29 protein-coding genes are annotated in these 26,036 nt (G+C 41.6%); 1 reads left to right on the forward strand and 28 read right to left on the reverse strand.

Features of this window, described 5'->3' with window-relative positions:
• Positions 1-2 precede the first annotated feature (2 nt).
• The 26 genes from HNR53_RS06325 to HNR53_RS06450 all read right to left on the reverse strand — a co-directional run bounded on the left by HNR53_RS06325 (position 3) and on the right by HNR53_RS06450 (position 23,340).
• Positions 3-512, reverse strand: a complete 510-nt coding sequence (locus HNR53_RS06325) for a Rieske (2Fe-2S) protein (RefSeq protein ID WP_184523999.1) — start codon at positions 510-512, stop codon at positions 3-5.
• Between the two features lie 133 nt (positions 513-645).
• Positions 646-1,116 (reverse strand): YpiF family protein, encoded by a 471-nt coding sequence (locus HNR53_RS06330; protein WP_184524001.1) that lies wholly within the window; start codon positions 1,114-1,116, stop codon positions 646-648.
• Positions 1,117-1,285: 169 nt separating this feature from the next.
• Positions 1,286-1,822 (reverse strand): ReoY family proteolytic degradation factor, encoded by a 537-nt coding sequence (locus HNR53_RS06335; protein ID WP_184524003.1) that lies wholly within the window; start codon positions 1,820-1,822, stop codon positions 1,286-1,288.
• Positions 1,823-1,862: 40 nt separating this feature from the next.
• Positions 1,863-3,128: a tetratricopeptide repeat protein gene (locus tag HNR53_RS06340; protein ID WP_184524005.1), complete on the reverse strand. Its 1,266-nt coding sequence runs from the start codon at positions 3,126-3,128 to the stop codon at positions 1,863-1,865.
• A 153-nt stretch (positions 3,129-3,281) separates the two neighbouring features.
• Positions 3,282-4,583 (reverse strand): 3-phosphoshikimate 1-carboxyvinyltransferase, encoded by a 1,302-nt coding sequence (gene aroA, locus HNR53_RS06345; protein ID WP_184524007.1) that lies wholly within the window; start codon positions 4,581-4,583, stop codon positions 3,282-3,284.
• Between the two features lie 18 nt (positions 4,584-4,601).
• A complete protein-coding gene (locus HNR53_RS06350; RefSeq protein ID WP_184524009.1) occupies positions 4,602-5,708 on the reverse strand; it encodes a prephenate dehydrogenase in 1,107 nt (368 codons plus the stop codon).
• Between the two features lie 71 nt (positions 5,709-5,779).
• Complete coding sequence (hisC, locus tag HNR53_RS06355) at positions 5,780-6,880, reverse strand: histidinol-phosphate transaminase (RefSeq protein ID WP_184524011.1); 1,101 nt, start codon at positions 6,878-6,880, stop codon at positions 5,780-5,782.
• 31 nt (positions 6,881-6,911) lie between these two features.
• Entirely contained in the window at positions 6,912-7,277 is a 366-nt protein-coding gene (aroH, locus tag HNR53_RS06360) for a chorismate mutase (RefSeq protein WP_184524013.1), read from the reverse strand.
• A gap of 210 nt (positions 7,278-7,487) precedes the next feature.
• The gene (aroB, locus tag HNR53_RS06365; protein ID WP_184524015.1) at positions 7,488-8,558 is read right to left on the reverse strand and encodes a 3-dehydroquinate synthase; all 1,071 of its coding nucleotides are present in this window, start codon (positions 8,556-8,558) and stop codon (positions 7,488-7,490) included.
• Positions 8,558-9,727, reverse strand: a complete 1,170-nt coding sequence (gene aroC / locus HNR53_RS06370) for a chorismate synthase (protein ID WP_184524017.1) — start codon at positions 9,725-9,727, stop codon at positions 8,558-8,560. Before aroC ends, aroB begins: the two co-directional genes overlap by 1 nt.
• A 143-nt stretch (positions 9,728-9,870) precedes the next feature.
• Positions 9,871-10,659, reverse strand: a complete 789-nt coding sequence (locus HNR53_RS06375; protein WP_184524019.1) for a CheR family methyltransferase — start codon at positions 10,657-10,659, stop codon at positions 9,871-9,873.
• Positions 10,660-10,801: 142 nt separating this feature from the next.
• Positions 10,802-11,248, reverse strand: coding sequence for a nucleoside-diphosphate kinase (gene ndk / locus HNR53_RS06380; protein ID WP_184524021.1), 447 nt, complete (start codon positions 11,246-11,248; stop codon positions 10,802-10,804).
• Positions 11,249-11,379: 131 nt separating this feature from the next.
• Positions 11,380-12,342, reverse strand: coding sequence for a heptaprenyl diphosphate synthase component II (gene hepT / locus HNR53_RS06385; protein WP_184524023.1), 963 nt, complete (start codon positions 12,340-12,342; stop codon positions 11,380-11,382).
• An 82-nt stretch (positions 12,343-12,424) separates the two neighbouring features.
• Positions 12,425-13,120 carry a demethylmenaquinone methyltransferase gene (locus tag HNR53_RS06390; RefSeq protein ID WP_184524025.1) on the reverse strand — a complete coding sequence of 232 codons (696 nt, stop codon included), beginning with the start codon at positions 13,118-13,120 and terminating at the stop codon, positions 12,425-12,427.
• A 1-nt stretch (position 13,121) separates the two neighbouring features.
• Entirely contained in the window at positions 13,122-13,937 is an 816-nt protein-coding gene (locus HNR53_RS06395) for a heptaprenyl diphosphate synthase component 1 (protein ID WP_184524027.1), read from the reverse strand.
• Between the two features lie 183 nt (positions 13,938-14,120).
• The gene (gene mtrB, locus HNR53_RS06400) at positions 14,121-14,360 is read right to left on the reverse strand and encodes a trp RNA-binding attenuation protein MtrB (RefSeq protein WP_184524029.1); all 240 of its coding nucleotides are present in this window, start codon (positions 14,358-14,360) and stop codon (positions 14,121-14,123) included.
• A gap of 117 nt (positions 14,361-14,477) precedes the next feature.
• Positions 14,478-15,047 carry a GTP cyclohydrolase I FolE gene (folE, locus tag HNR53_RS06405; RefSeq protein ID WP_184524031.1) on the reverse strand — a complete coding sequence of 190 codons (570 nt, stop codon included), beginning with the start codon at positions 15,045-15,047 and terminating at the stop codon, positions 14,478-14,480.
• 259 nt (positions 15,048-15,306) lie between these two features.
• Positions 15,307-15,579: an HU family DNA-binding protein gene (locus HNR53_RS06410; RefSeq protein ID WP_071395596.1), complete on the reverse strand. Its 273-nt coding sequence runs from the start codon at positions 15,577-15,579 to the stop codon at positions 15,307-15,309.
• 406 nt (positions 15,580-15,985) lie between these two features.
• Positions 15,986-17,464 (reverse strand): stage IV sporulation protein A, encoded by a 1,479-nt coding sequence (gene spoIVA / locus HNR53_RS06415; RefSeq protein WP_184524033.1) that lies wholly within the window; start codon positions 17,462-17,464, stop codon positions 15,986-15,988.
• Between the two features lie 488 nt (positions 17,465-17,952).
• The gene (locus tag HNR53_RS06420; RefSeq protein ID WP_184524035.1) at positions 17,953-18,663 is read right to left on the reverse strand and encodes a hypothetical protein; all 711 of its coding nucleotides are present in this window, start codon (positions 18,661-18,663) and stop codon (positions 17,953-17,955) included.
• 29 nt (positions 18,664-18,692) lie between these two features.
• Entirely contained in the window at positions 18,693-18,965 is a 273-nt protein-coding gene (locus HNR53_RS06425) for a DUF2768 domain-containing protein (protein WP_425488698.1), read from the reverse strand.
• A gap of 182 nt (positions 18,966-19,147) precedes the next feature.
• Positions 19,148-20,191, reverse strand: coding sequence for an NAD(P)H-dependent glycerol-3-phosphate dehydrogenase (locus HNR53_RS06430; RefSeq protein ID WP_184524037.1), 1,044 nt, complete (start codon positions 20,189-20,191; stop codon positions 19,148-19,150).
• Positions 20,192-20,213: 22 nt separating this feature from the next.
• On the reverse strand, positions 20,214-21,524 hold the full coding sequence (gene der, locus HNR53_RS06435; protein WP_184524040.1) for a ribosome biogenesis GTPase Der: 1,311 nt from the start codon (positions 21,522-21,524) through the stop codon (positions 20,214-20,216).
• A gap of 130 nt (positions 21,525-21,654) precedes the next feature.
• On the reverse strand, positions 21,655-21,840 hold the full coding sequence (locus HNR53_RS06440) for a capping complex subunit for YIEGIA (RefSeq protein WP_184524042.1): 186 nt from the start codon (positions 21,838-21,840) through the stop codon (positions 21,655-21,657).
• A complete protein-coding gene (locus HNR53_RS06445) occupies positions 21,837-22,736 on the reverse strand; it encodes a YIEGIA family protein (RefSeq protein WP_184524044.1) in 900 nt (299 codons plus the stop codon). The genes HNR53_RS06440 and HNR53_RS06445 overlap by 4 nt, the downstream gene beginning before the upstream one ends.
• On the reverse strand, positions 22,729-23,340 hold the full coding sequence (locus tag HNR53_RS06450) for a YphA family membrane protein (protein ID WP_184524046.1): 612 nt from the start codon (positions 23,338-23,340) through the stop codon (positions 22,729-22,731). The genes HNR53_RS06445 and HNR53_RS06450 overlap by 8 nt, the downstream gene beginning before the upstream one ends.
• A 139-nt stretch (positions 23,341-23,479) precedes the next feature.
• Here HNR53_RS06450 and HNR53_RS06455 point away from each other — a divergent pair, with 139 nt between their 5' ends.
• On the forward strand, positions 23,480-23,626 hold the full coding sequence (locus HNR53_RS06455) for a YpzI family protein (protein ID WP_184524048.1): 147 nt from the start codon (positions 23,480-23,482) through the stop codon (positions 23,624-23,626).
• A 39-nt stretch (positions 23,627-23,665) separates the two neighbouring features.
• On the opposite strand, the gene fni is transcribed toward HNR53_RS06455, so the two are convergent.
• Together fni and rpsA are read right to left on the reverse strand one after the other, a co-directional pair.
• Positions 23,666-24,727, reverse strand: coding sequence for a type 2 isopentenyl-diphosphate Delta-isomerase (gene fni / locus HNR53_RS06460; protein WP_184524050.1), 1,062 nt, complete (start codon positions 24,725-24,727; stop codon positions 23,666-23,668).
• A 12-nt stretch (positions 24,728-24,739) separates the two neighbouring features.
• On the reverse strand, positions 24,740-25,876 hold the full coding sequence (rpsA, locus tag HNR53_RS06465; RefSeq protein WP_184524052.1) for a 30S ribosomal protein S1: 1,137 nt from the start codon (positions 25,874-25,876) through the stop codon (positions 24,740-24,742).
• Positions 25,877-26,036: the final 160 nt, after the last annotated feature.

Raw genomic sequence — 26,036 nt, forward strand, 5'->3', positions numbered from 1 at the left:
TTTTACGCCTCCTTCTTACGCGGTTCAGCTTTACCTAAATATAGTAAACCGTCTTTTTCTTTGATAGGATATACATCCAATGGTGCAGTCGGTGGAGTACCCGGAACATTCGTTCCATCTTTCTTATACAATCCTCCGTGACAAGGACAATAGAAATGCTCTGGATTGGCCTTATCCGAATTCCAGTCGACAGTACAGCCTAAATGCTTACAAGTTGGTGATAAAGCAACAATCTCACCGTTCGCATTTTTATAAACCCAAGCTGAATTTGTCATTTCTGACTCGTACCATGCATCTTTTTGTGTAAAAGAAAAGTCTACACGAGTCGGCACTTCTGTAATTTCAGCAACTTTTTGCGGTGTAGCAATGAAATCACCGCCTGCTTCCTTTTGCAGCACTGGATCAACGGCAAATCGAACCATTGGCATTAACATTCCTGCAGCCATGAAACCGCCTACACCTGTCAATGTATAATTTAGAAATTGACGTCTAGATACATGTTTTTTGCTCATACTTCTCCCCCCTTATCTCTAAGAATTGAACATAAAATACCCAAAAAATCCAAAATACTAGGACATACCAATAATATCTCAATATTTTCTTTAGGTCAATAAAATCTGAAAATAATAGTGACATAAATCTCACTTATTCGGCAGCTTTCCATTTTTGTACAAATATTTCAACTAATTGTGCGACCTGATCTTCGAAAACTGTGTTACGGGTGCGTTCATCCATTTGCGCAAGCGGCAGAGACGGGAGCCAAATTAATGATCCTTGTATAACATTTTCCACCTTTTTACAGTCGATATCTGAAGTTAAATAATAAACATATTTGAAGCCATTTTCAAAGAATTCTTTCTCCCATTTCAGCAGATTTGCGCCCACCACATCTTCATTTTCTCCAGCTGTTTTTGCATAAATGAAACCAGGGAGTAAAAGCAGGCGGCCCTTGAATTTTCTTTCTAATTGCAGGGATAAAAGCTGAACGAATTCAGACATTCCCGCACTTTGCTTCATTTTTTCAGCAAAAGAAACCGGGAACAGCGGGAGGACGATCGTATCGACATACTCACGGGCTTTCAAATACATGTCCATATCTTCTTGATTCCATTTCATTATGTTCACTCCATCACTTTTCACTTTTCTTTATTTTAACATGATGGGAAAGATAGGCAAGAATAAGTGCAAAAAACCATTCCGCCTGTCCAATAGTGAAACAGATTATTTGCCGCTATTTGTATAAAAAAACAAAAAGCCTGCTTTACGGCAGGCCTGTCTATTCTTGTTATAATTGTTTAAGTAGATCCGTCAGCCTGATAAAGGTTTCTTCATCATGCCTGTCAAGAGCTTCATCTATTTGCTGAATGAGCTTTTCTCTCTGAAACTTATCAATACTTGAGGATAGAAACTGCTCGGCAATCTGCCGGTCCTTATCACTGATTTGCAGATTTTTCGGCATGTACGGATTTTCTTCTAAAACGGCTGCAAACTGCGGAGCCTGGAAGGATGCATGGAAGTTTAATTGAATGTAAATATCTTCTTCACGGTTTAAGCGAATGTCATGAAACGATTTCTCCGCATCTGTTGTCATCACATTTGCTTTGTAAAAACGGAAGGGAACTTCATCTACACAATGTGTGGACATGACAATTCCGCGAGGGCAATACTGTGCTTGTTCAACAAAGTGCACCTTTTCCATTAACTTATCATGGCTCATTAAATAGTTTAAAATCCAGACACATTCACGTCTTTTTAATTGATAGTGATTGAGAAACCAACGAATAAAATCTTTTTTCTCATTGACAGATACAGGGGCGTTCATATTGTATTCCCTCCTCTGCTTTCAACTAATTTTAGTGAGATTAGTAACCGTCATCCAACAATCTTTGCCTGATATCCAGAAATTCTTCATTGCTAGGGTCTTGTTCTAACAACTTATTAAACACTTCGACAGCGCCTTCCCTTTTTCCTTCCTCCATTAAAAAATATCCATAATCCACTAAAAAGTCTGTTGTGTCTTTGTAGTAAGTATATGCACTCTCGTATCGGTTTAATGCCTGTGAATATTCTTCAAGTTTTTGATAGCTGATAGCGGCATCCCACTTAAACTGCGGCTCTGTTTCACCGGCTCCCTCCATCATGTTCACAACCTCGAGAACATCCTCATATCGTTCCTGGTGCAGAAGGAGTTTATTAAGCGTTAATGCCGCCTCGGTCATTTCAGGATCAATAGCGAGCGCTTCCCGGAAAAGTGTTTCGGCCTCCTGCTCATTACCTGTTTTCAGAGCAAGCTTCCCGCCGTAGACATATAAATCTTTATTAAATTCATCATACTTTAAGCCTTCTTTTATCACTTCGAATCCTTTTTCAGATTCCTCCTCTCGCTCGTAAGCACGTGCTAAATAGACATACATCGAGGTATAATCCGGGTCTAGTTCTTTTAATTCGAGAAACTTTTCAATCGCCTTTCGATTATACCCTGCTTGCAGTGCAGTAAATCCATAATGAAAAAGAGTATTGATCTCCAATTTCTTTTCTAAGGCCTTTTCATAAAAACTCAAAGCCTCTTCAAACGCTCCACCGCCACTTAAGCAATCTGCCATGCGCAGATTCACATTGACACCGGCTATTTCATCTTCTTTCTTCAGCACCTTTTCGTAGCAGTCAATGGCCTGGATAAATTTCCCTTCCTCGGCGTACAACTCACCCAAGGCGAAATCAATCACTACTTCATCTGGCAATAAGGACTTGGCCTGCAGTAACTTTTTCTCACTGACTTCATAGAGTCCTTCCATTTGATAGAGATCAGCTAAAAGCAGCATGGACTCAGCGAAAGCGGGATCGTCCTCATGGATTTTCTCAAGCTCCAAAATGGCCTGTTCTTCCTCGCCAAGCTCCATCAATACTTCCGCTAGGAGAACAATGAGCTCCCCTTCATTCGGAAAGATTGCCAAGAGACATTGATAGAGTTTTCTAGCTTCCTCAAGAAAACCGAAGTTGAATAACGCTTCTGCAAGGAAATATCGTTCATCATTTGAACCTTGGAGCAGAATCTGCTCATAAGCTTTTAGTGCCTGTTCATGGCGACCGGTTTCCAATAGTGTCACGATAGTATTTATTGTTTCCATTTTTTTATCCCTTTCTCATACTAAAAATTCTACAAAATGGATGACCCTTTACTTTAGGTTCCATTGAAAAAAACAATGATAGAAAATATAAATTATACCATATCAGGTAAAAAATAAAAAACTGCAAGGTTTTTGCAGTTTTTTAAACAGATATTATAGTAAGCTTGCTAAATGATCAAAAAATTGCGGATAGGACACAGAAATAGCATCCTTCCCTTCAAGCGCGACCTCTTCTTTGCAGATTAATGCCGCAACAGCCAGCATCATTCCGATGCGGTGATCGCCATGGCTTGATACGGTTCCGCCAGAGAGTGCCTGTTTTCCATGAATAATCATTCCGTCTTCTGTTGCTTCTATGGCAGCCCCTAGTTTCGCTAATTCATTTACGACGGTATCAATTCGATTTGTTTCTTTTACCTTTAGTTCTGCTGCATCCTTGATAATCGTTGTTCCTTCTGCCTGAGTAGCGAGCAGGGCGATAATCGGAATTTCGTCGATCAAGCGCGGGATAACATCGCCGCCAATGACAGTTCCTTTTAATGCCGATGCTTTGATCGTCATGTCACCGATCGGTTCAGTCAGTGAGTCTTCCTGCATGGTAATGGTTATATCCGCACCCATTTCCTGCATCACATCAATAATGCCCGTTCTCGTCGGATTTAAGCCGACATTTTTTAATCGGATTATACTGTTTGGTACAATCGCACCTGCAACTAGGAAAAACGCTGCAGAGGAAATATCACCGGGAACATGAACATCTGTACCTCTTAAAGGCTGTCCGCCGCGGACAGAAACTGCGAGACCGTCTTCCTCCACAATACCGCCGAACTGACGAATCATCCTCTCAGTATGATCTCTGGACTTTTCCGGTTCTATGACAGTTGTAGTCCCTTCAGCTTGAAGCCCGGCTAGTAAAATGGATGATTTCACTTGGGCACTGGCAACTGGCGCTTTATATGTAATCCCGTGGATTCCACCGCCGCGAATGGAAAGCGGCGTGTATTCACCATTCTGTCTTCCTTCAATTTTGGCGCCCATTTGTGAAAGAGGGATCGTTACCCTTGTCATTGGCCTTTTCCCAATGGAAGAATCTCCAATTAAAGTCGTGTGAAAATCACGACCGGCCAAAATCCCCATCATCAGGCGGATAGTCGTACCTGAATTGCCGACATTCAATACTTCACAAGGCTCTTGAAGACCGTCCCAGCCATTCCCGTAAATAACCATCTTCTCTTCATTCTGTTCGATTTTAACACCCAGCTGTTTGAAGCAGGCTACCGTACTTAAACAATCCTCGCCCATTAAAAAGCCAGTCACCGTTGTTTTGCCTTGTGCAACAGCACCAAACATGACCGAGCGGTGAGAAATCGATTTATCGCCGGGAACAGTAATATCTCCTTGTAAACCATTCACATTTGTTTGTAACGGATAAGTTTTCAATCTGCTCCTCCTCATTCTAGCCCTGACTAGTTGTCACGGACCTGTCGAAGTTTCAAAGTTTGTATAATGGTCTAGACATTTAATGGCGCGATTGCGATCTGCCTCTGTTTGAAAGCTGATGACAAGCACTCCGATAATATCTTCTCTTGTCTCCCGTATTTGGATATTGGTGATGCTGATTTCTTCCTTAGCCAAATATCCGGTAACTTCTGAAATAACCCCTGGATAGTCCGGCACTTCGACAAACAAGTCGTAAAAGGAAGGGATGGCACCTTTTTCCTTTTGCGGAAGCTCATCACGAAATTGCTTAGCATCGGAAAAAAAGTGATAGATTTTCTCACTATCCTCGTCCTTTATCATGGAAGCTACTTCAGCCATCTCCTGCTGCCATTCATTTAATAATTGCAGCAGGACTGCTTTATTATGTAACAGAATATCTCTCCACATGGCCGGACTGCTGGAAGCAATTCTCGTGATGTCACGAAACCCGCCCGCTGCAAGTCTCGTCACCAGTTCCTGCTCATGGCTTGTTTTTTCCGCTTGATGAACAAGTGAGGCGGCAATGACATGAGGAAAATGACTGATGACCCCTGTTAAATAATCGTGTTCCTCCGGAGAAATCGTAATAAACTTGGCCTTTGTCCCCTTCAGCCATTCTTTTAACAGGTTCACTTTTTCCTCCGCAACCCCTGCAGGAGGGGTCAGGAGATAAAAAGCATTTTCAAAGAGCAATTCCCTGGCAGCAGCCACACCGCTTTTATGGGAGCCTGCCATCGGATGCCCTCCAATAAATGCCACACCTTTACGAATCAGCGTTTGAGCCTTGCTGACAATCGCAGCCTTCGTACTTCCGGTATCAGAAATAATCACATTTTCCTTCAACGGAATATTTGCCAGCAGCGCCAATATTCTTTCAGTTTCCTGTACAGGTGTGGCAATCAGAATTAAATCCGCATCCTTGGCACTATCTTCAATACTATCTGCCACTTCATCAACAACGCCAAGCATCTTCGCCAGTTTCCCCTGCTCCTCGTAAACATCGAAGCCGATTACTTTACAGTCACGATGCTGCCCTTTCACACATAATGCGAGCGAACCGCCAATCAGACCCAATCCAATGACAAAAACACGGCCTTTCAAATCGGATCACCGCCTAAAATTTTCTTAATTTAACCCTTTTTGTTCCAATATTTATCATGAGTATGACTGATTTATTTTGATAGCAATTTTTTCTCTTGTAAATACTGCTCCATGATCTCGATTAATTCACTGTTTTCTTCCTTCGAGCCAACTGTTACCCGTACAGATGTTGGGAAGCCTAATGCATTTCCGGAACGGACAATATAGCCTCTTTCAATCAAATATTGAAATACTTCATCTCCGCTCGTTCCGAAATCAATTAAAATGAAATTGGCCTGGGACGGGAAGAAGTTCAATTGGTTCGAAGTACAGAAAGCCTCAAATTGCGCCATACCTTTACGATTTTTTTCGCGGCAGTCTTTTACATAGTCCTGATCGTGAAGCGCTGCTACAGCTGCAATTTGCGCTAATGTACTGACATTAAATGGTTCTCTGACAGGCTCGAGGGCATGAATCGTGTCAGCCTGAGCAATACCGTACCCTACGCGCAGCGCTGCAATACCGTATATTTTTGAAAATGTTCTTAAAACAATTAAGTTCTTGTATTTCTTTAACAATTCCAGAGAATGATGATAATCATCCGCTACAACATAATCATGATATGCTTCGTCAATGACGACTAGGACATCCTCAGGTACCTTATCAATAAAAGCAGTTAATTTATCGTTCGGAATATGATTTCCTGTAGGATTATTTGGACTGCAAACCCAGACAACTGCTGTGTTTGCATCAATTGCCGCGATCATCGAATCTAAATCATGCTGCCCGTCTTCAAGCAGCGGAATTTCCCTTGCTTCCGCCCCTTCAATAACAGCATTATGCTTGTATTGAGAGAATGAAGGTGAAGCCATGACCGTATTACGTCCAGGAAATAATAAAGAACGAGAGATAATTTGTATTAAATTATCTGCACCATTTCCAAAAATTAATTGATTTTCTTCTACCTGCAAAAATTGCGCCAATTCACTTCTAATAACCGTTGCATAGCCGTCCGGATAGCGTTCGAATCCATTTTTGCTTAGGGCTTCCCTCACACTTGGTGAACAGCCAAATGGGTTTTCATTGGAAGCAAGTTTCACGATTTTCTCAAGTCCGTATTCTCTTTTCACCGCATCCATATGTTTCCCCGGTTTATAAGGAGGAAGATCTAAAATTTGTTCTTTCCATTTCATCGTTGAAACACCTCTTATACTAAAAATTGATTTAGCTTTGTAAGTCTGGCCTTAACACTTGAGCCCCTTCTAAATAAACGTGCTTGATTTCCCTCTGGTCTTTGTCCGTGTTGATATGCATCATGACGCGGATGCATTTTTCCAATGCACCCTTCACATCGATTTCTTTCATGCACATAACCGGTACATACTCCCAGCCTTCCATTGTCCGCATCGCTCTCGCAGGGAAGGCCTCCGTTGTGATGTCATCTGTCACAGAGATAAACACAGACGCGACTTGTTCCGGCTCGATCCCGTTTTCTGATATTAGTTGTGTAAATAATCTATCTGTTGCTTGCAGAACACCTTGTTCTGTATTCTCTTGGATTGTAATGGCTCCTCGTACACCGCGAAACACAGAATCCCCTCCCTTAATCAAATTCGCCCCGACGAATTTGCGCCCGATTTTTTTCGAGCCCGCTCGAAAAATCCCCTTTGAAAAATCGAGGCATCCGCCCGAGGCTTAACTCCATTCAGCCAGGGTTTAAGCCCCCACTGAATTGGAAAACTTATTTGCATTCGTACCCACTTACAGAAGTGGAGGACTTCTGCTGAATGAAGTTAAAACTTAAAACGCTGCTAATTCTTGCAGAATCTCTTCTTCTGTCATCTCATGGAGAATAGGCGTGCCGATCTGTTCTAACAGCACCATTCTAATTTGCTGTCCAACTGATTTTTTGTCGCCCTTCATCCACCGCACCAGTTTTTCTGCTGCAAGCCCACCAGGAATCTCCGTCTGATAGCCTAACTCCTTTAGCCATTGAACAAGAGGCTCCATGTCAAAGGAAAGTCCTGCATACTTGATGCTTAGTTTTAAGGCAAATAGCATACCGATGGTAACGCCCTCTCCATGCGTCATTCTGCCGTATCCCATTTCCGCTTCAATGGCATGACCAAGTGTATGACCGAAATTTAGATAGGCCCTGACGCCCGTTTCTTTCTCATCCTGGGAAACGATTGCGCTTTTAATTTCAATTCCTCTCGCTAAAAAGTGAATCAAAGCGGCTTCATTCAGCTGTTCTAAAGACTTGATGTTTTCCAGCAGCCATTGATAAAAGGCTTCATCCTGAATCAGTCCGTGTTTAATCACTTCGGCAAAACCGGATCGTCTTTCACTAAGGCTTAGACTAGTTAAAAACTGCATATCGTATACAACTGCTTCCGGCTGATAAAATGCACCTACCATATTCTTTCCGGCGGGATGATTAATCGCTACTTTTCCTCCGACAGCACTGTCATGGGCGAGTATCGTAGTCGGAATTTGCATAAAGGGAATGCCGCGCATAAAGGTAGCAGCGACAAAGCCTGAAAGATCACCGACGGCACCGCCGCCCAATGCGAGAATCAGCGAATGACGATCAAGTTTATTCTCCAAAGCTGCTGTTAAGCACTCATAGTACACAGCAAAAGTTTTTGCCTTTTCCCCGCTTGGAACGATAAACTGCTCCAGAGTAAAGCCGGATAGAGTGTCTTTCAGCATTTTTAAATAAAGAGGACCGACCATTTCATCTGTAATGATGAAAATTTTGGTTAACTTTGGCAATTTATTCCTAATGATTTCCGGCAGGCGGCTTATAACCCCTGTGCCAACGTATACGGGATACGTTTTTAAAGGAGTTTGCACCGTTAACTCAACCATTAAAATCCCCTCACATATTGACGTTGCTCTTCGATGGAGGCTTTTAACGTATCAAAGCGATCTGCATAAAATTGATCTACAATGGCTGCGGCTAATTCCCATGCCACAGCGCTTTCTGCTACGACGGCTGCAGCTGGTACGGCACAACTGTCAGAGCGCTCAATGCTTGCTGAAAACGGCTCTTTTGTTTCAATATCAACGCTTTGCAGCGGCTTATACAACGTCGGAATCGGCTTCATTACGCCTCTGATAATTAATGGCATTCCTGTTGTCATACCGCCTTCAAGACCGCCTAAGCGATTCGTTTTTCTGTAATAACCTTGTTCGGCATCCCAGGCAATTTCGTCATGCACTTGGCTGCCAGGGATATGGGCTGCTTCAAAGCCAATACCGATTTCAACCCCTTTAAAAGCGTTAATGCTGACAATCGCCGCGGCAAGCTTCGCATCAAGCTTGCGATCATAATGAACATAGCTGCCAACCCCTGCTGGCATGCCTTCGACCACTACTTCGACAATCCCTCCGATGGAATCGCCATTTTCCTTCGCCGTATCGATCGCCTGCATCATTTCTTTTTCCGCTTCCGGATCAAGACAGCGCACCGGTGAAGCTTCTGTGATTTCCTGCAGCTTTTGAATAGATTCATATCCGATTGGTTTGGCTTGAACACCGCCTATTTCTATTACATGCGATGCCACTTCAATTCCTAATAATTTCAATAATTTTTTTGCTACTGCTCCTGCCGCAACACGAACTGTTGTTTCCCTTGCGGAAGAACGCTCTAGGACGTTTCGCATATCACGATGTCCGTATTTCAAAGCACCGTTTAAATCAGCATGACCCGGGCGGGGACGTGAAATTTGTCTTTGTACTTCTTCTTCATTTCCTTCATAAGGATCAGCACCCATAATTTTTGTCCAATGCTTCCAATCGTTATTTTCAACGACAAGAGCAACCGGAGAGCCAAGGGTTAATCCATGTCTTACCCCGCTCGTGATAGCTGCTGTATCTGTTTCAATCTGCATTCTACGGCCACGGCCGTGTCCTTTTTGTCTTCTTGCCAATTGTTCATTAATGTCTTCTTTTAATAGGGGCATTCCCGCAGGCAATCCCTCAATAATTGTTGTTAATTGGGGTCCGTGTGATTCCCCTGCTGTTAAATATCTCATCTTTTCTTTCTCCCTTCAAAGCGTTAAAGGATTATGTATCAATATAACATACGATTAAAAAATAGAATAGTAACTTTTTAAAAATTACTTTAATAAAATTTTATTACACGATACGTATCCATTTAAAATTTAGCTTATCCTTACTATTTTTTCTCATTAGTTTTCTTATAAAAAAAAGTATCAATTGGTTTTAAACCGTAAGTTCCCGGATTAAAAATCTGCTCTGTACTGCCGACAAAAAAGATCCCTTCCACATTCATTGCCTTGGAAAATTTATCATATAGAATGACTTTTGCTTCTTCAGTAAAATAAATGAGCACATTTCGGCAAACGATTAAGTCAAATGGACCGTCAAACGGATCCGACAGTAAATTATGTTTGCGAAAGGTTACCGCGCGGATGATTTCTGAGGAAATTTTGTACATATTCCCATCCAGTGTAAAAAATTCCCTTTTCAACTCAGGCGGCACTTCATTTAGAGCGCGTTCCGGATAAATCCCCCATTTCGCCCGTGACAGGACATTTTCATCAATATCCGTGGCCAGTATATCTATCTGTGACAGGGGCATAAATTTGGACAAGATCATGGCAATGGTATAGGGTTCTTCACCTGTGGAGCAGGCTGCGCTCCAGATTTTCGGTCTTTTTGTCCGCTGCAGCAGCTCTGGTACTATTTTGTTTTCCAGTACATCCCAGCGGTTCCTATTGCGGTAAAATTCAGAAACATTAATCGTCATTCGATCCAGAAATTCATTCAACAGCTCGTTATTCTGAACCAGCGCTTTATAATATTCCCGGAAGGAGGTAAAACCTCTTTTCTCATAGAGAGAAGTCATTCTCCTTTTCATCTGTGCTTCTTTATAAAGGAATAGATCAATCCCCGTTATTTTCTTTATTCCGCTGATAAAATTTGCGTAATCATCTGAACACATGCTGATACTCCTCTAGTAAGATAACTATAGTATAGCGAAAAATAAAGAAATTGGTGATAAATTTGCGAAAAATAGCGAAAAATATAGTAGAGCCTATAAAAAAACACTTGCGAATGCAAGTGTCCCTTTAGCTGACTTTAAATTAATATATCCATTGATTGATTAATTTGTCATATGCAACTAGTTGGTCTTCATTGAAGAATAAGCCGATTTCACGAACAGCACTTTCTGGAGAATCAGAACCGTGAATGACATTTTTGCCGACTGTTATGCCAAAATCACCGCGGATTGTACCAGGTGCAGCATCTTTTGGATTCGTTGAACCCATCATTTGACGTGCAGTGGCAATCACGTTTTCTCCTTCCCATACCATCGCAAAAACAGGACCAGAAGTGATAAAATCCACTAATTCCCCAAAGAACGGACGCTCTTTGTGTTCACCATAATGTTCACCGGCTAATTCTGGTGAAATGCTCATTAATTTAGCGCCAACAAGACGAAATCCCCTCTTTTCGAAGCGGGAAACGATTTCACCAATTAAATTGCGTTGCACACCATCTGGTTTTACCATTAAAAATGTTTTTTCCATGAATTCAACCCCTATAACTGAATGTTATGTATAAACAGACTCTTTGCCAAAGAGTTGCAACCTTCTTGCCAATCTTCTACAAATAATAGTCCATGGAAATAGTACCATTTTTTCAAAATTTTCGCAACAACTCAAAATTTTCGATTTCCAATATATGCCGCAATATTTTTTAGAGACGTATTGGCTTTATTCTTTGGCAATTCTTCTAAAATGTTCAAGGCTTTAGTTAAATAATTACCGCTTACCTTCCGGGCCTGTTCAATTGCTGGTGATTGTTTGATTTTTATGATTAGACTATCGATTTCTTCCCTTGGCATATTTTCATGAACTTTGAGAATATCACGGCGAATCGATTCGTCCTCCATAGCAAATAAAACAGGAAGTGTAATATTCCCCTGAAGCAAATCGCCCCCTGCCGGCTTGCCTAATTCCTTTTCTGTACCAGTAAAATCAAGAATATCGTCAATGATTTGGTACGACATGCCCACATAATAACCAAAATGTGCCAGCTTTTGCTGGACATCTTTTTCTACATCTGCGGCAATCGCCCCGAGCTGGCAGCTGGCAGCAATAAGCAGGGCTGTTTTTCTTTTGATTCTGCGCAAATAATCTTTAATATTTTGCTCAAAGCGGTACTTATCTTCCATCTGCTTGATTTCTCCAACACATAACTCAACCATTGTATTGGACAATATACGGTGTGCTTCTGGTTTATTAATTTGTGTCATCAATTCAAGGGAGCGGGCAAAAATATAATCTCCTGTGTACATGGCGACACGATTATCCCATTTTTCTTTTACTGTCGGCTTCCCTCTCCGAATGTCAGCATCGTCAATGACATCATCGTGAATTAAAGAAGCAGCGTGTATTAATTCGAGAGATACTGCAACCTTTTTAATGGTATGGATATCGTAAGTTCCGAATTTAGCTGCGAGCAAAACAAAAATTGGACGAATCCGTTTTCCTCCAGCCTGCAGCAGATGAAGAGAAGCCTGTCTTAACAGTGCTGAATCTGCCTGGACAGCCTCTTCCAATGTTTTTTCGATGATATCTAAATCAGACTTTAAAAATGAATACATCATTTTAAATTTCATTACCGTATCCACCTTGCTAAAACCCCTGCCTGCCAAACTTAACTTTCCTATATGATCAACAAACAGAAACCTCTATATATTTTTATTTAATACCGATATGAACGGCGGCAACCCCGCCGGTATATGGCTTATACGTGACATTTTCTAATCCTGCTTTCTGAAACATAGCGGAAAGCTCCTTCATGCCAGGAAAATCACGTGCTGATTCCTGAAGCCAAGAATATTCCTCATAGCTTTTTGCGAAAAGTCTCCCAAAAAACGGCATAATAAAGCGAAAGTAAAAATAGTAGACTTGCCTGTAACCGAATAACGTAGGCTGTGATGTTTCGAGACAAACGACCTTTCCCCCTGGTTTCACCACCCGTGTCATTTCCCTTAATACTTGCATGTAATCAGGGACATTTCGGAGTCCGAAACCAATCGTGACATAATCAAAGGTATTGTCAGGAAATGGCAGTTCCATCGCATTTCCATGAATCAATTTAACCTGCTTATAGTTCTTTACCTTTTCCTCGCCTATTTTCAGCATATTTTTACTGAAATCCAAACCAACAACTTCTCCATCTTTCCCAACAGCGTCAGCCAGCGCAATGGTCCAGTCTGCTGTACCGCAGCAAACATCCAGTGCCTTGGATCCTTTTTCTACATTCATTCGTTTCATCGTATCTTTGCGCCATCTTACATGCTGCTGAAAGCTTATGACAGAATTCATTTTATCGTAAGATCCGTAAATTTTCTCAAAAACATGATGGACTCGTTCTTCTTTTGATTGCTGCATGTTAATACCCTTCTTCCGCCAAGGTTTTTGCCCCCGAATGTTGAACAGAAAGGACTTTTTGCATTCGTTGTTTTAAACAAGTATTGATCTGCGGAAATTTATGAATTTCTTTTTCAATTATACTTTCAGCATATTCAATATAGCGCTCACAAACCGACAGCAAATGATTTTTTTGTTCAGTAGATTTTTCCTGTGTCTTTTTCGCAAAAATGATTTTTTCCAATGCATCAAAGACAAAAGAACGGCCTTTTTCTTTAAACTGTTTCATTTCAGAATGCAGCCGTTTAACAAGTAAGAGATTGGAAATTAACTCCTTCCAATAAGTTGCTCCACCGTATTCCAACAGTGCTCCAAACAATGAAAATTCAATCACTTTCATACTGTTCATTAAGCCCTCTATACTATTCGGGTCTTTATGATAGACGAATACTTTATGCTCATTGATATTCTTCACACTTTCAGACAATTGTCTGATCATACGGATATCACCGATTCCCGCTAAATATTTATAATATAATCCACTGTAATAATCGCCAGCGAGTACAGTCAACTGTCTTACCTTCATACTGGACTCATCTGTCAGCTTAACAGACACCAAATCATGGGTATCAAGAGCGACCTGCATGAGCATGATGGCAATGATAAAGGTGTCTTTTTCACGGGGGGACAGTTCGATTTTGTCTAAGATCGAAACGAGGATAAGAATCTTGTCTTCATCAATAACTGGGGAAACAATATATTGCCGTAGATAAGGATGAAGCACTTGCTTCTCGATCCTTTCCCTCATTTCTGCTAGTTTTTTTTCATATTCACACAATCATATCACCCTTGTATCCCCAAAATTTCTTTGCGCTTTGATTCTTTCTTCCATCCGGAATCCTATTATCTTTATTATGAATCATTGAGATGTTTTTATGTTTTAACTTTAATCAGTACACAATAAACAGACACAATTATATCATAAAAAAGTCATTATGACATTGCTTCAAGACATTTCCGGCTATTTTTTTCCTTCGCTTTCTACATCGCCATAATGCGTTTTAATCAAGGCATTGCCCCGGATTTTAATGGCCGAAGTGTGTTCGGTAAACTGGGCAATCATCACCTCACCCTTATCTAGTTTCTCTGAATGGTGGAACCGGGTATCTGAACCCCTTGTAAGACCGATAACATGTACCCCGTCTTCCTTCGCCTTAATCACAACATAATCATTTGTAACCGCTTTATTATTTTCCTCCAAGATGTTCAAATCCTTTCTGCATTTCTTAAATGGAAAGGAAGAAATGAAGTCATTCCTTTCCATTTACATATTCCATTTTGATTATAATCTTTAATGAAAAGTTCCTTGATCTGTTTCTCAACTATTTTTTATTAAGGATAATACTTCCGAACGGGCTGACACATCTTTCAAAAAGATCCCCCGCACCGCAGAAGTGACTGTTTTGGAACCCGGTTTTTTTACTCCGCGCATCGTCATACACATATGCTCTGCTTCAACAATCACCATCACGCCAAATGGTTCAAGTGTCTCCATGATACTGTTTGCAATCGTGGAGGTAATTCGTTCCTGGAGCTGCGGTCTTCTTGCTACCGCTTCAACCGCTCTGGCCAGCTTGCTTAAGCCTGTCACTTGCCCATTTCTCGGTATATAGGCAATGTGTGCTTTTCCAAAAAAAGGTACTAAATGATGTTCACACATCGAGTAAAACGAAATATCTTTCACTAACACTAATTCCTCATGATCTTCAGAAAATACAGTGTTAAAATATTGCCTTGGATCCGTATTCAACCCGCTAAACACTTCTTCATACATTTTCGCTACCCGTTTCGGCGTATCCAAAAGACCTTCACGATTCGGATCCTCCCCGATTGCTTCTATAATTAAACGTACCGCCTCTTCAATCTGGGCACGATTCACATTTGACATGTATATTACCTCCTAAACTTGCTCCATAAAGAGCTTACCCTTAAATTCCTTTTGAGACCAGAAAATAATTCTGACATATAACGTTGCAGCAGATACACTGCGACAGTCTCAACTTTCCTATCCATATTAGCATATTTTTTTTCAATCGGGCAAAAAGTAAAAATGGAAGAAGAACAGATGCTTACCTCTTTTTTGTCCTGCCGTGTATATTCTCATAAAAAAACCGCGATTACTCGCGGTTTATAAGCACTTTATGTAATTATTTAACTGCATCCTTTAGTGCCTTACCTGGTTTAAATGCAGGGACTTTACTTGCTGCAATTTCAATTTCATCACCTGTTTGAGGATTGCGTCCTTTACGCGCAGCACGCTCACGTACCTCAAAGTTCCCAAAACCAATCAATTGTACTTTATCGCCATCTTTTAAAGCGTTTAAGATGGAATCGAATACGGCATCAACTGCTTTTGTTGCATCCTTTTTAGAAAGTTCACTTGCTTCCGCAACTGCGTTAATAAGTTCTGTTTTGTTCATGCCTTTCACCTCCTCCCAAAATTCCTTAAACATTCGAAAATTGGATACTTACATACATTTGTAAACAAATTTCTTAAATTCTATACATCGCTGCAGAAAATTTTCGTAACAAGCCTTATCTTAAAACAGAGAGTAGGATAATTCAACTGTTTTTTGTCAAAAAGCCTTTATTTTCAAGGGTTTAAGGCATGTATAGCAGTGATTCTGTTAAAAGATTATCATAATCAAATTTCGTTATCAAGAAAATTTCCCTTTTTTCATTTAATCTTGGAATATTCAGTCTACATTTCCACCCCTGCCGGGAAAAACCACTGTTATATCCAGTCCTTTCAGAAGATTTCATAATGCCGAATCATTCGATATGATTCTTTGCTTTGCAAAACAAAAAAACTCTCTTAAAGAGAGTTCAGAGAATAATGGCAATGAGTCCGCCTGAGCCTTCATTGATAATCCGCTCGAGGGTTTCTTTTAATTTATAGCGGGCATTTTCAGGCATCAAGGATAATTTTGCCTGTATGCCTTCTCTGACAAGCGAACTTAAAGAACGGCCGAAGATATCTGAATTCCAGATGGATAATGGATCGTCCTCAAAATCCTGCATTAAGTAGCGCACAAGTTCTTCGCTTTGTTTTTCTGTCCCGATAATCGGTGCAAATTCGCTCTCTACATCTACTTTGATCATATGAATGGAAGGAGCAACTGCCTTTAAGCGGACCCCGAATCGAGCCCCCTGGCGGATAATTTCCGGTTCATCGAGACTCATGTCTGCTAGCGACGGCGCCGCTATGCCATATCCAGTTTGTTTCACCATTTTTAATGCATCCGCTACTTGATCATATTCCTTTTTTGCATGGGCAAAGTCCTGCATCAATTCAAGTAAATGATCTTTGCCGCGAATTTCAACACCGACGATCTCTTTTAAAATTTGATCATATAAATCATCTGGTGCAAAAAGGTCAATTTCTGCAACCCCTTGCCCCATCTCGATTCCGGCAAGCCCTGCCCGGTCAATGAATTCAAAGTCGCTGAAATGCTGAACAACCCTGTCAACATCGCGAAGGCGCTTAATATCCTGCACCGTTTCCTTTACCGCCTCCTGATAGCTTTCACGCAGCCAATGGTTCTCCTTCAGCACCATGACCCAGCTCGGTAGGTTGACATTGACTTCGAGCACCGGGAATTCATACAAGGCCTCCCGCAAGACGCTTATCACATCAGATTCCTTCATTCCCTCAACGCTCATTGCAAGAACCGGAATATCATATTTTTCGCTCAGCTCCACTCTCAACGCCTCTGTATTCGGATGATGAGGCTGAACGCTGTTAATAATCATAATGAAGGGCTTTCCTACTTCTTTTAATTCATTAATAACCCGTTCTTCAGCTTCTAAATAGTTACTGCGCGAGATTTCGCCAATCGAGCCGTCTGTTGTAATGACAACCCCGATGGTGGAATGCTCCTGAATCACTTTACGGGTGCCGATTTCCGCCGCTTCATGAAACGGTATCGGCTCTTCATACCAAGGCGTTGTAATCATACGAGGACCGTTCTCGTCCTCATATCCTTTTGCTCCAGGGACGGTATAGCCAACACAGTCTACCAGTCTGATATTGACATTCAAACCATCATCGACATGAATAGTAGCAGCTTGATTTGGAACAAATTTTGGTTCTGTGGTCATAATCGTTCTTCCTGCTGCACTTTGAGGCAATTCATCTTGGGTACGAGCCCGTTCGGCTTCATTATTCATGTTTGGTAAAACGACCAGTTCCATAAACTTTTTAATAAAAGTCGATTTACCGGTACGTACAGCTCCAACCACTCCCAAATATATATCGCCGCCGGTTCTCTCGGCAATATCTTTAAAAATATCAACCTTTTCCAAGTGATCCCCTCCAGATTCCCTGCATTAGTGGGATTTAATCAAATTCGCCTTGGCGTATTTGCGCCCTATACTCGCGCGCTTGCTCGAAAAGTTTCCCTTGAAAAATCGAGGCATCCGCCGAAGGCTAACTTTATTCAGCCGTTATTTGTACCCCACTGAATGAGTAAAATTACTATATTCACCCACCACTTATAGAAGTGGAAGGCCTCTGCTGAATAAAGTTAACTCTGCTGGTTTGTGACACTTTATAAATATGATGTTGTCCTATATCGTTATGACAATTTTCTAATTTTTTACCTCCTTAAAGGAAAAGTCCTGCACTTTCCATGTTCATATTTTTACATTCCCCTGTAAAGGAGACTTTAGATTCTCCATTTGCGGTTATGTTGATTTTCAGCTGGACGTCATACCTTTCCTGCCGCCTTTAAGTAAAGAGGGAAATAAAAAACCCTTCTCCTACAATATATTTTGTAAAAGAAGGGTTATGACTAATTCGTTAAAAAGATCGGTTCACGGCTCTCTTCATCTATCGTATATGGCAGGGAATAGGCTGGGACAAACATTGAATCCTGCCATAAAATATCCCTGATATCATCACCAGGATTCAGCTTGAGATCGTTATCTTTCATGATTTCATATAAGTCCGACCGGTAATCGACAAAAACTTCAGCATCACCGGTAATGACAAAGGAAAGATTTTTATTTGTATATGGACTGGTAACGTACGGTTCTTCCGCATAGCCAAGTTCCTTAAAATTGAGCGTGTAGACATTGTCGGCAACTTTCTCCTTAAATGCCGGATAACCTTGGGTTGTAATCCGAAGCTTGATTTCACCAATAATTTCAGCTATCCTGAGGTCAAAGATTTTAACCGTCGGATTTTCTTCTGCATCCACAATAACATATTGAAATACCCCACCTGACTCATAGGCATTTCCCGGCGGCTCGGCCAAATATTCCGGAACAAGCCTTTTGAAATCCACCTTATACTTCTGATAAATCGGCGTGCTCTCTGCGGAATTTTTAATCGGAAGAATTCCGCCGTTATCTTCCCTGTATTTTGTCACTGCCGTTTGTACGGATTGGACCTGGTCTATGTACGGTGTCTGGTTTTGTACGAGCTTGTCCTCCGGATACATACATCCTGATAAGATGAAAGCCAGTAATATAATAAACAGCTGTAAATATTTTTTCCTCATTCTATCATTCCTTTAAGCCTATGAAAGTACTATTCATTTGTTGGTCCTGCCAAAACAATAAAGAAAATAATTAAACCCGCTAACAGCAATAATATGTACGCAATAATAGCTGTAATCGTCTTCAATACCCCATTTTTAAACTTGTAGCGGCTTAAATAAATCAATACCACTGAAATGACCATAAACCCCATTCCTGACAGTGAAACCCACATTTTCATTAATGCCGGTGACATTTCATCCTCTCCTTTGCTCGCGAGTATTATATCATAAAACTTTTCCATACGTCTGCCGGCATTTTTCACAGCTCCGCCCCTTTTCCGGGCAAAAAAACAGAATAAAGAAGGGGCAGATTCTTTATTCTGGGCATAAAATTATGACTAAATATCCCATTGTCCTTGTTCATTCCAACAGTTTGCTTCGTATGCATTGTATGCAAATAGTGTTACCGCCGCATCATCGAATGCCTATAAATTCCAAGTTTTATTTAATCCTGCTCAAAATTAGCGTTAAATTGCTCCATCTCATTGGTTTTTCCACGCGACATTAAGGCATCAACAGCATCCTTTGGATCGACATCATGAAATAAAACGTCAAAGAGCGCATTCGTGATCGGCATTTGCACTTCATATTTTTTCGCCAGCTGCCAGGCTGCTTTTGTCGTTCGTACCCCTTCGACGACCATTCCCATATTATCGAGCACTTCCTGGAGTTTCTTCCCTTTCCCTAATAAATTCCCCGCGCGCCAATTACGTGAATGAACACTGGTACAGGTAACGATTAAATCCCCCAGACCGGCCAGTCCGGCAAAGGTCATTGGATTAGCCCCCATTTTCGTGCCGAGGCGGGATATTTCAGCCAGACCTCTTGTCATTAAGGCTGCTTTAGCATTGTCCCCATAACCGAGACCGTCCGAGATGCCCGCAGCTAAGGCAATGATATTTTTTAGCGCTCCTCCAATTTCAACCCCGATAATATCAGGATTGGTGTAAACACGGAAATGACCATTAATAAATAGATCCTGGATTCTCTCCGCCGCCTCGATCTTTTTCGCTGAGACGGCAACCGTTGTCGGACGGCGCAATGACACTTCTTCGGCATGGCTTGGTCCAGATAGTACAACTATGCTGTCAACAAGTTCCGCAGGCATTTCTTCTTCAATCATTTCGGAAATACGCAATAACGTATCCGGTTCAATTCCCTTGCTGACATGAACAATCAGTAAAGGTTCCTTCTGAATCCCCCTGATTTTCCCCAGCACTTCGCGAATCGCCTTCGTCGGAACAGCCATCACGCATATTTCCAATCCAGCGAGCGTCTCTTCCAGTGAAGAATACGCATGAATATTTTCCTGTAGCACGACCCCCGGTAAATATTTGCCGTTCGTATGCTCTGCATTGATTTCCTTTACCTGTTCCGGATTATGACTCCACAGATGAACCTCATGACCGTTATCAGCAAGCACCATTGATAATGCTGTTCCCCAGCTTCCAGCACCTATTACAGCGACAGTTTCCTTTAACCCTTCCATGATTTCACGACCTTTTTACAAATTACTTTCTTTCTCTAGCATAAATCTTTATCGGTGTTCCCTCAAAACCAAATGCGTCTCTGATTCTATTTTCTAAAAAGCGCTCATATGAGAAATGCATGAGGGCTGGATCATTGACAAAAACAACAAATGTCGGCGGTTTGACGGCAACCTGTGTCGTATAGTAAATTTTCAGACGCTTCCCTTTGTCAGTCGGAGTCGGATTCATCGCAACCGCATCCATTACCACGTCATTTAAAACGCTCGTCTCTACTCTTAAGGAATGATTATCACTGGCAAGATTAAGCATCGGCATCAGTGTATGAATTCGTTTTTTCGTTTTCGCCGATAAAAAGACAATTGGAGCATAATCCAGGTACTGAAAATGTTCGCGGATATTTTGCTCAAATTCCTTCATCGTCTTCTCATCCTTTTCCACCGCATCCCATTTATTGACCACAATGACGACAGCCCGTCCGGCTTCATGAGCATAGCCGGCAATTTTTTTATCCTGTTCGATGATTCCTTCCTCACCGTCAAGGACGACTAGGACAACATCAGAGCGTTCAATTGCTCTTAAGGCACGGAGTACGCTGTATTTTTCAGTTGTTTCATATACCTTGCCTTTTTTTCGCATACCGGCTGTATCGATAATGACATATTTTTGTCCGTTATAGGTCAACGTGGAGTCAATCGCATCTCTTGTTGTGCCGGAAATGTTACTGACAATGACACGCTCTTCACCAAGAATCGCATTGACAAGCGAGGATTTTCCCACATTCGGTCGTCCAATAAGAGAAAAGCAAATGACATCATCATCATAGTCCTTACTTTCTCCTTTTGGAAAATGCTTCGCTGCTTCATCCAATAAATCACCGAGACCAAGACCATGGGAACCGGAAATCGGAAACGGCTCGCCAAAGCCGAGAGTGTAAAAATCGTAAATCATATCGCGCATTTCCGGATTATCAATTTTATTCACTGCCAAAACGACTGGCTTTTTCGCTTTATATAAAATTTTCGCTACCTCTTCATCCGCTGCGGTGACCCCTTCTCTCCCATTGGTAAGAAAAATAATGACATCCGCTTCATCAATGGCAATTTCCGCCTGTTGCCGGATTTGTTCTAAAAACGGTTCATCCCCGATATCGATACCGCCCGTATCAATAATATTAAAATCATGATTCAGCCACTCTGCTGAACTATAAATTCTATCCCTTGTAACACCGGGAATATCTTCAACGATCGATATCCGTTCTCCTACGATACGGTTAAAGATTGTAGATTTCCCTACATTCGGTCTTCCGACAATGGCAATAACTGGTTTGGCCATGTACTGCACCTCTCTCTATCTATTTAGTTTTGGCTATAGCACCAATAATTTCCTTAATAATCAGTAATAAAACCCTTCTATACAGCAGAAGGGTCTAACTTAATAAGTTTATCAAAGGGTGCTGAGAATATCAATGTTTGACGATAATATAGACTTCTTCTGATAAGGAATGGGCAATCCCGTCCAAAATGGCCTCCAAATGGGCAGCGTATTCTTCCATTTGCGTTTTATCGTCACAGACAAATACAGTTGCACCGTTTAGTACCCGTGCCGGATTCGTTGTCACAACTGCCAAGATAAATTTTTCGATATTCATTGTTTAAAACCTTCTTCCGTTTCCGGATGCTTTCTTTCTTTCGGCATCCGTATCGCATTTTCCAAAACAGGTACTTCGCCGATGATCTTATGCGCTTTTTGCGGATCCCTTTCTGTTGGCAGGATAAACACCGCTACTCTGCCGTCTTCCAAGTCCCGCTTCGCCAGCGGTACAAATGCGGGAGTACCGGAATCACGATACACTCCCATTGCCGTTGAAACATCGTGAAGAATAGCCTGCCGCTGCCCTAGATTAGCGATCGTTTCCCGTGCATTAAAATTGAGCGGTTTTAAGATAAAGCCCATGCCATACTTCAGGATCTCTTCCCGCCTCTTTTCCAGACCAATATTCATGATATAAATATTATCAACAAGCAGTCCGGCACCTTCGAATCTAGGCTGGACAAATTCAATCTCGACAATATGCTTTAGTTTGCTGCCAGCCATCAACTTGCGGCAGATTAATATACAGGCGATGGCCCCGGCGATGGCGGCCCAGATATTAAAGAACAAATACAGATGCGTGGTGACTAAAGAGGTGAAAATCACGAGATAATTTCGACTCTCGAATGCAATGGCAATTCCTTCAATGTACGTTTTGCCGCGCGGCACCATTTCGAGATTATCCAATTCTGTCAGGGTATTCCGCTCCATATTACGTACCTCGCGAAACTGTGAGGCCGCAAGAGTTAAAAATGTAACCGCCGTAAAATCAGCCTCCATAATCGATGGTCCTGCTACAGTTCCCAATCCCGCCGCGATAAACCCGAGCGCGATATGAATAATTTTCCCATGCAGATAAGTTGGATACTGACGATAATCGGTGCGAAGCATATATATTCTTGCCAGCGTGCCGACTGTAATCCCCAAAATAATGGGATAAGTATATTCACTCATGGTATTTTTGTTTCCCCTTTTCGACAGATTGAAAATATTTATTAAAAAACGCTGTAATCAGTTCCAAGCTGTTCCAGGTCAGAACGAGAACACAAGCTAATGCAAGAGCATCGAGAAATGCAGGACTAGAAATTGGATAGGAAAAGGTGAATTTTTTTAAAATATAGGCGTAAAAAATTTCTCCGTGAACCATACCAAATAACAATGACAGGATGCGTTTATTTTTATCAGAATGAAGCAAAAGTGTGCCATACACAACGAGTACCGCCAACAGCCACTTTCGCTCAATGATGATCCAGACAGGATCGAACAGTTCAAACAGCAGAAAACTGACGGTCAATACCATTAAGATAAAGGAGGATAGCAGGAAATATAAAGCCTGTTTGCTTTGTAACCCGGCAATATAAAGGTAAACCGTCACGATGAAAAATAAGCCCGCCCCGTTCCATTGCAAGCCAAGAATGTTAAATGTGACAGAGGCCAAAATGACTGCCCCCAGAATCCAGGCGGATACAGTCAGGCGATGCGGATGATCCCTTCGATAAAAGAAGGTTGTGATGACCCACCCAAGCCAAAATATCCAATAAAATAATAAACCATCCAATTCCAGTCACCTCCTATCTTTTCCATTATGGCTAAAATTTATGTACTTTAATCCTTTGCAGTCTCTTGAGGTAAAGACCTTATACAATTCATGCATAATCTGCGCCAGATTTACCATGTTAAAGAGAGGAGGTGTCAAAATGGGAAGAGACAGACAAGAGAGTAAATTACGCAAAAGCAGACGGACGGAATCTGACAGAGACCAGGCGCTTCATTTCCCCGGTTCCACCAAGCTGCAAAGTCCTGCTGAAGCAAGAAAGTTAAATGACGGGAAACAAAGTACGTAGACAAATAGGGCTGACCCAAAATGGGTCAGCCCGTTCTCTTTAATCATATATCCTTCTTTGGCTGTACTGTTTTGTATCAATGTTGCGTTCTGTGAGCCAATGATGAGTTTGCCCTTGAATAATCAGTGGTGTCCGCTGCAGTTCGTGTATCGTCTTAGCTCCTAACGCTGTCATGATAAATGTGAGTTCTTCATGAATGATTCTCACTTCACTTATCAGAGCTTCCAGACCCTCTTTGATGAGAATTTTCAAAAAGTGCCCCGCAATTCCAACCATATCGGCACCGAGAGCAAGCGATTTGGCAATATCGAGACTTGTTTGGATCCCGCCTGAACTGATGATATTCATTTTGCCGCCGCTCATTTTTGCTTCAACAATGGACACAGCCGTTGGGATTCCCCATTCATTAAACACATTCAGCAGCCTGTCACGGCGGTTATTTTCGATACGGGCAAAATTCGTACCTCCATATCCACCGACATCCACGGCCTGCACACCAACTGAAGCGAGCTGCGCAGCCGTCTCTTTATTCATGCCGAAGCCGACCTCTTTCACAATAACCGGGAGATCGATTTCCTTTACGATCTTCTCGATGCGTTTCAGTGTCCCCGTAAAGTCCCGGTCACCTTCAGGCATGACAAGTTCTTGAATGACATTCAAATGAATTTGCAGAGCGTCTGCTTCCAGCATCTCAACGGCCATTTTTACTTCGTCGGGCGCTGCCTCGCCGCCAAGATTCGCAATCACGACACCTCTAGGGTTCTCTTCACGGATAATTCGATATGTTTTCTCTTCCGTCTTATCTTTTATCGCTGACATTTGAGAACCGACCGCCATAGCCATTCCGGTTTCTCTTGCCGTTATACTTAATTCCTGGTTAATCAGCATCGTTTTTTCTCCGCCGCCGCCTGTCATCGCATTGATAAAAATTGGCGAACCTAAATCCAGTCCGCCAATTTTAGTATTTAATAAAATATGCTGTATACCGATATCAGGTAAGCTTTGGTGAATGAATGCAATATCCTCTAAACCGGTTAATCCTGCCTGCCCTGCCGCCAGTGCAAGCTGAATATGATCCCATTTCCTTTTTGCTCTGGACACATTAAATCACCATTATTTTTTCAGATTCTTTAGTTGGTCTCCAAGTATTTCGCCTAACTGAAAACCTTTGCTTTCTTCAGGAAGCTCAAATTCAGTTACTTCTTCTTCTTTTTCTTCCAATTCTTTAATGCTTAATGACAGGCGCTGATCTGCCTCATTCACATCAAGAACCTTAACACTCACTGCCTGCCCCTCTTTTAACACTTCATGTGGTGTTGCAATGTGTTTATGTGAGATTTGCGAAATATGAACAAGACCTTCTACACCAGAGAATACTTCTACAAATGCACCGTAGGACACAATGCGTTTGACAACACCGTCAAGCACAGAGCCTTTTGGCGCTTTCTCAGCAATATGATCCCATGGTCCGGGCAGTGTATCTTTAATCGATAATGAAATACGTTCATTGTTCGGGTCAACACTTAAAACCTTCACTTTTACTTGCTGCCCTTCCTGCACGACATCAGATGGTTTGTCAACATGCTGGTAGGATAATTGCGAAATATGAACAAGACCGTCGATGCCGCCAATATCAACAAATGCACCAAAATCAGTTAATCTTTGCACCGTGCCTTCCAGCACCTGACCAGCTTCAAGGGTATGAAGAAGGTCATGTTTTTGCTTGCTTTTCTCTTCTTCTAAAACAGCACGATGTGATAAAATCAAGCGATTTTTCTCTTTATCAATTTCTACGATTTTAAAAGTAAGCATTCTGCCTTTATAATCAGAGAAATCTTCTACAAAGTGTGGTTCAACTAAGGAAGCAGGGACAAATCCGCGGACTCCCAAATCAACGACTAAACCGCCCTTTACGACATCTTTAATTTCAGCTTCAATCGTTTCGCCGTTTTCATATTTGATGGCAAGCTGATCCCATGATTTCTCAGCATCCACTTTTCGTTTGGATAAGATAAGAGCTTCATCTTCCACTTTTAACACTTGCAGTTCAAGCTGGTCACCAACAGACGCGGCATCGCTTGATTTTTCAATATGAAGACTCGATAATTCACTGATTGGGATAATTCCATCAAGTTTACTGTCTGCAATTTCCACAATCACCTGTTTTTCTTCAACCTTCGTAACGACACCTTTTACAATATCGCCAACCTCAAAATTATTTACTTCTACTTGATTCATTTCTTCTGACATATGTATTCCTCCTTAATCCACCCAACAGGCTCTCGAGTTTTATTATTCAACTGTGATGTTTTGACATCACAAACGAAAGGCAAAAATTCTAGCGAAAGAATTTTCCAAAATGAATCTCTTCTTATTAACTTCTTATAAACCACGGTTTTTGTCAAGCAAG

It is taken from the genome of Bacillus benzoevorans (genome assembly GCF_014207535.1).
GTDB classification, from domain to species: Bacteria; Bacillota; Bacilli; order Bacillales; family Cytobacillaceae; genus Bacillus_BD; species Bacillus_BD benzoevorans.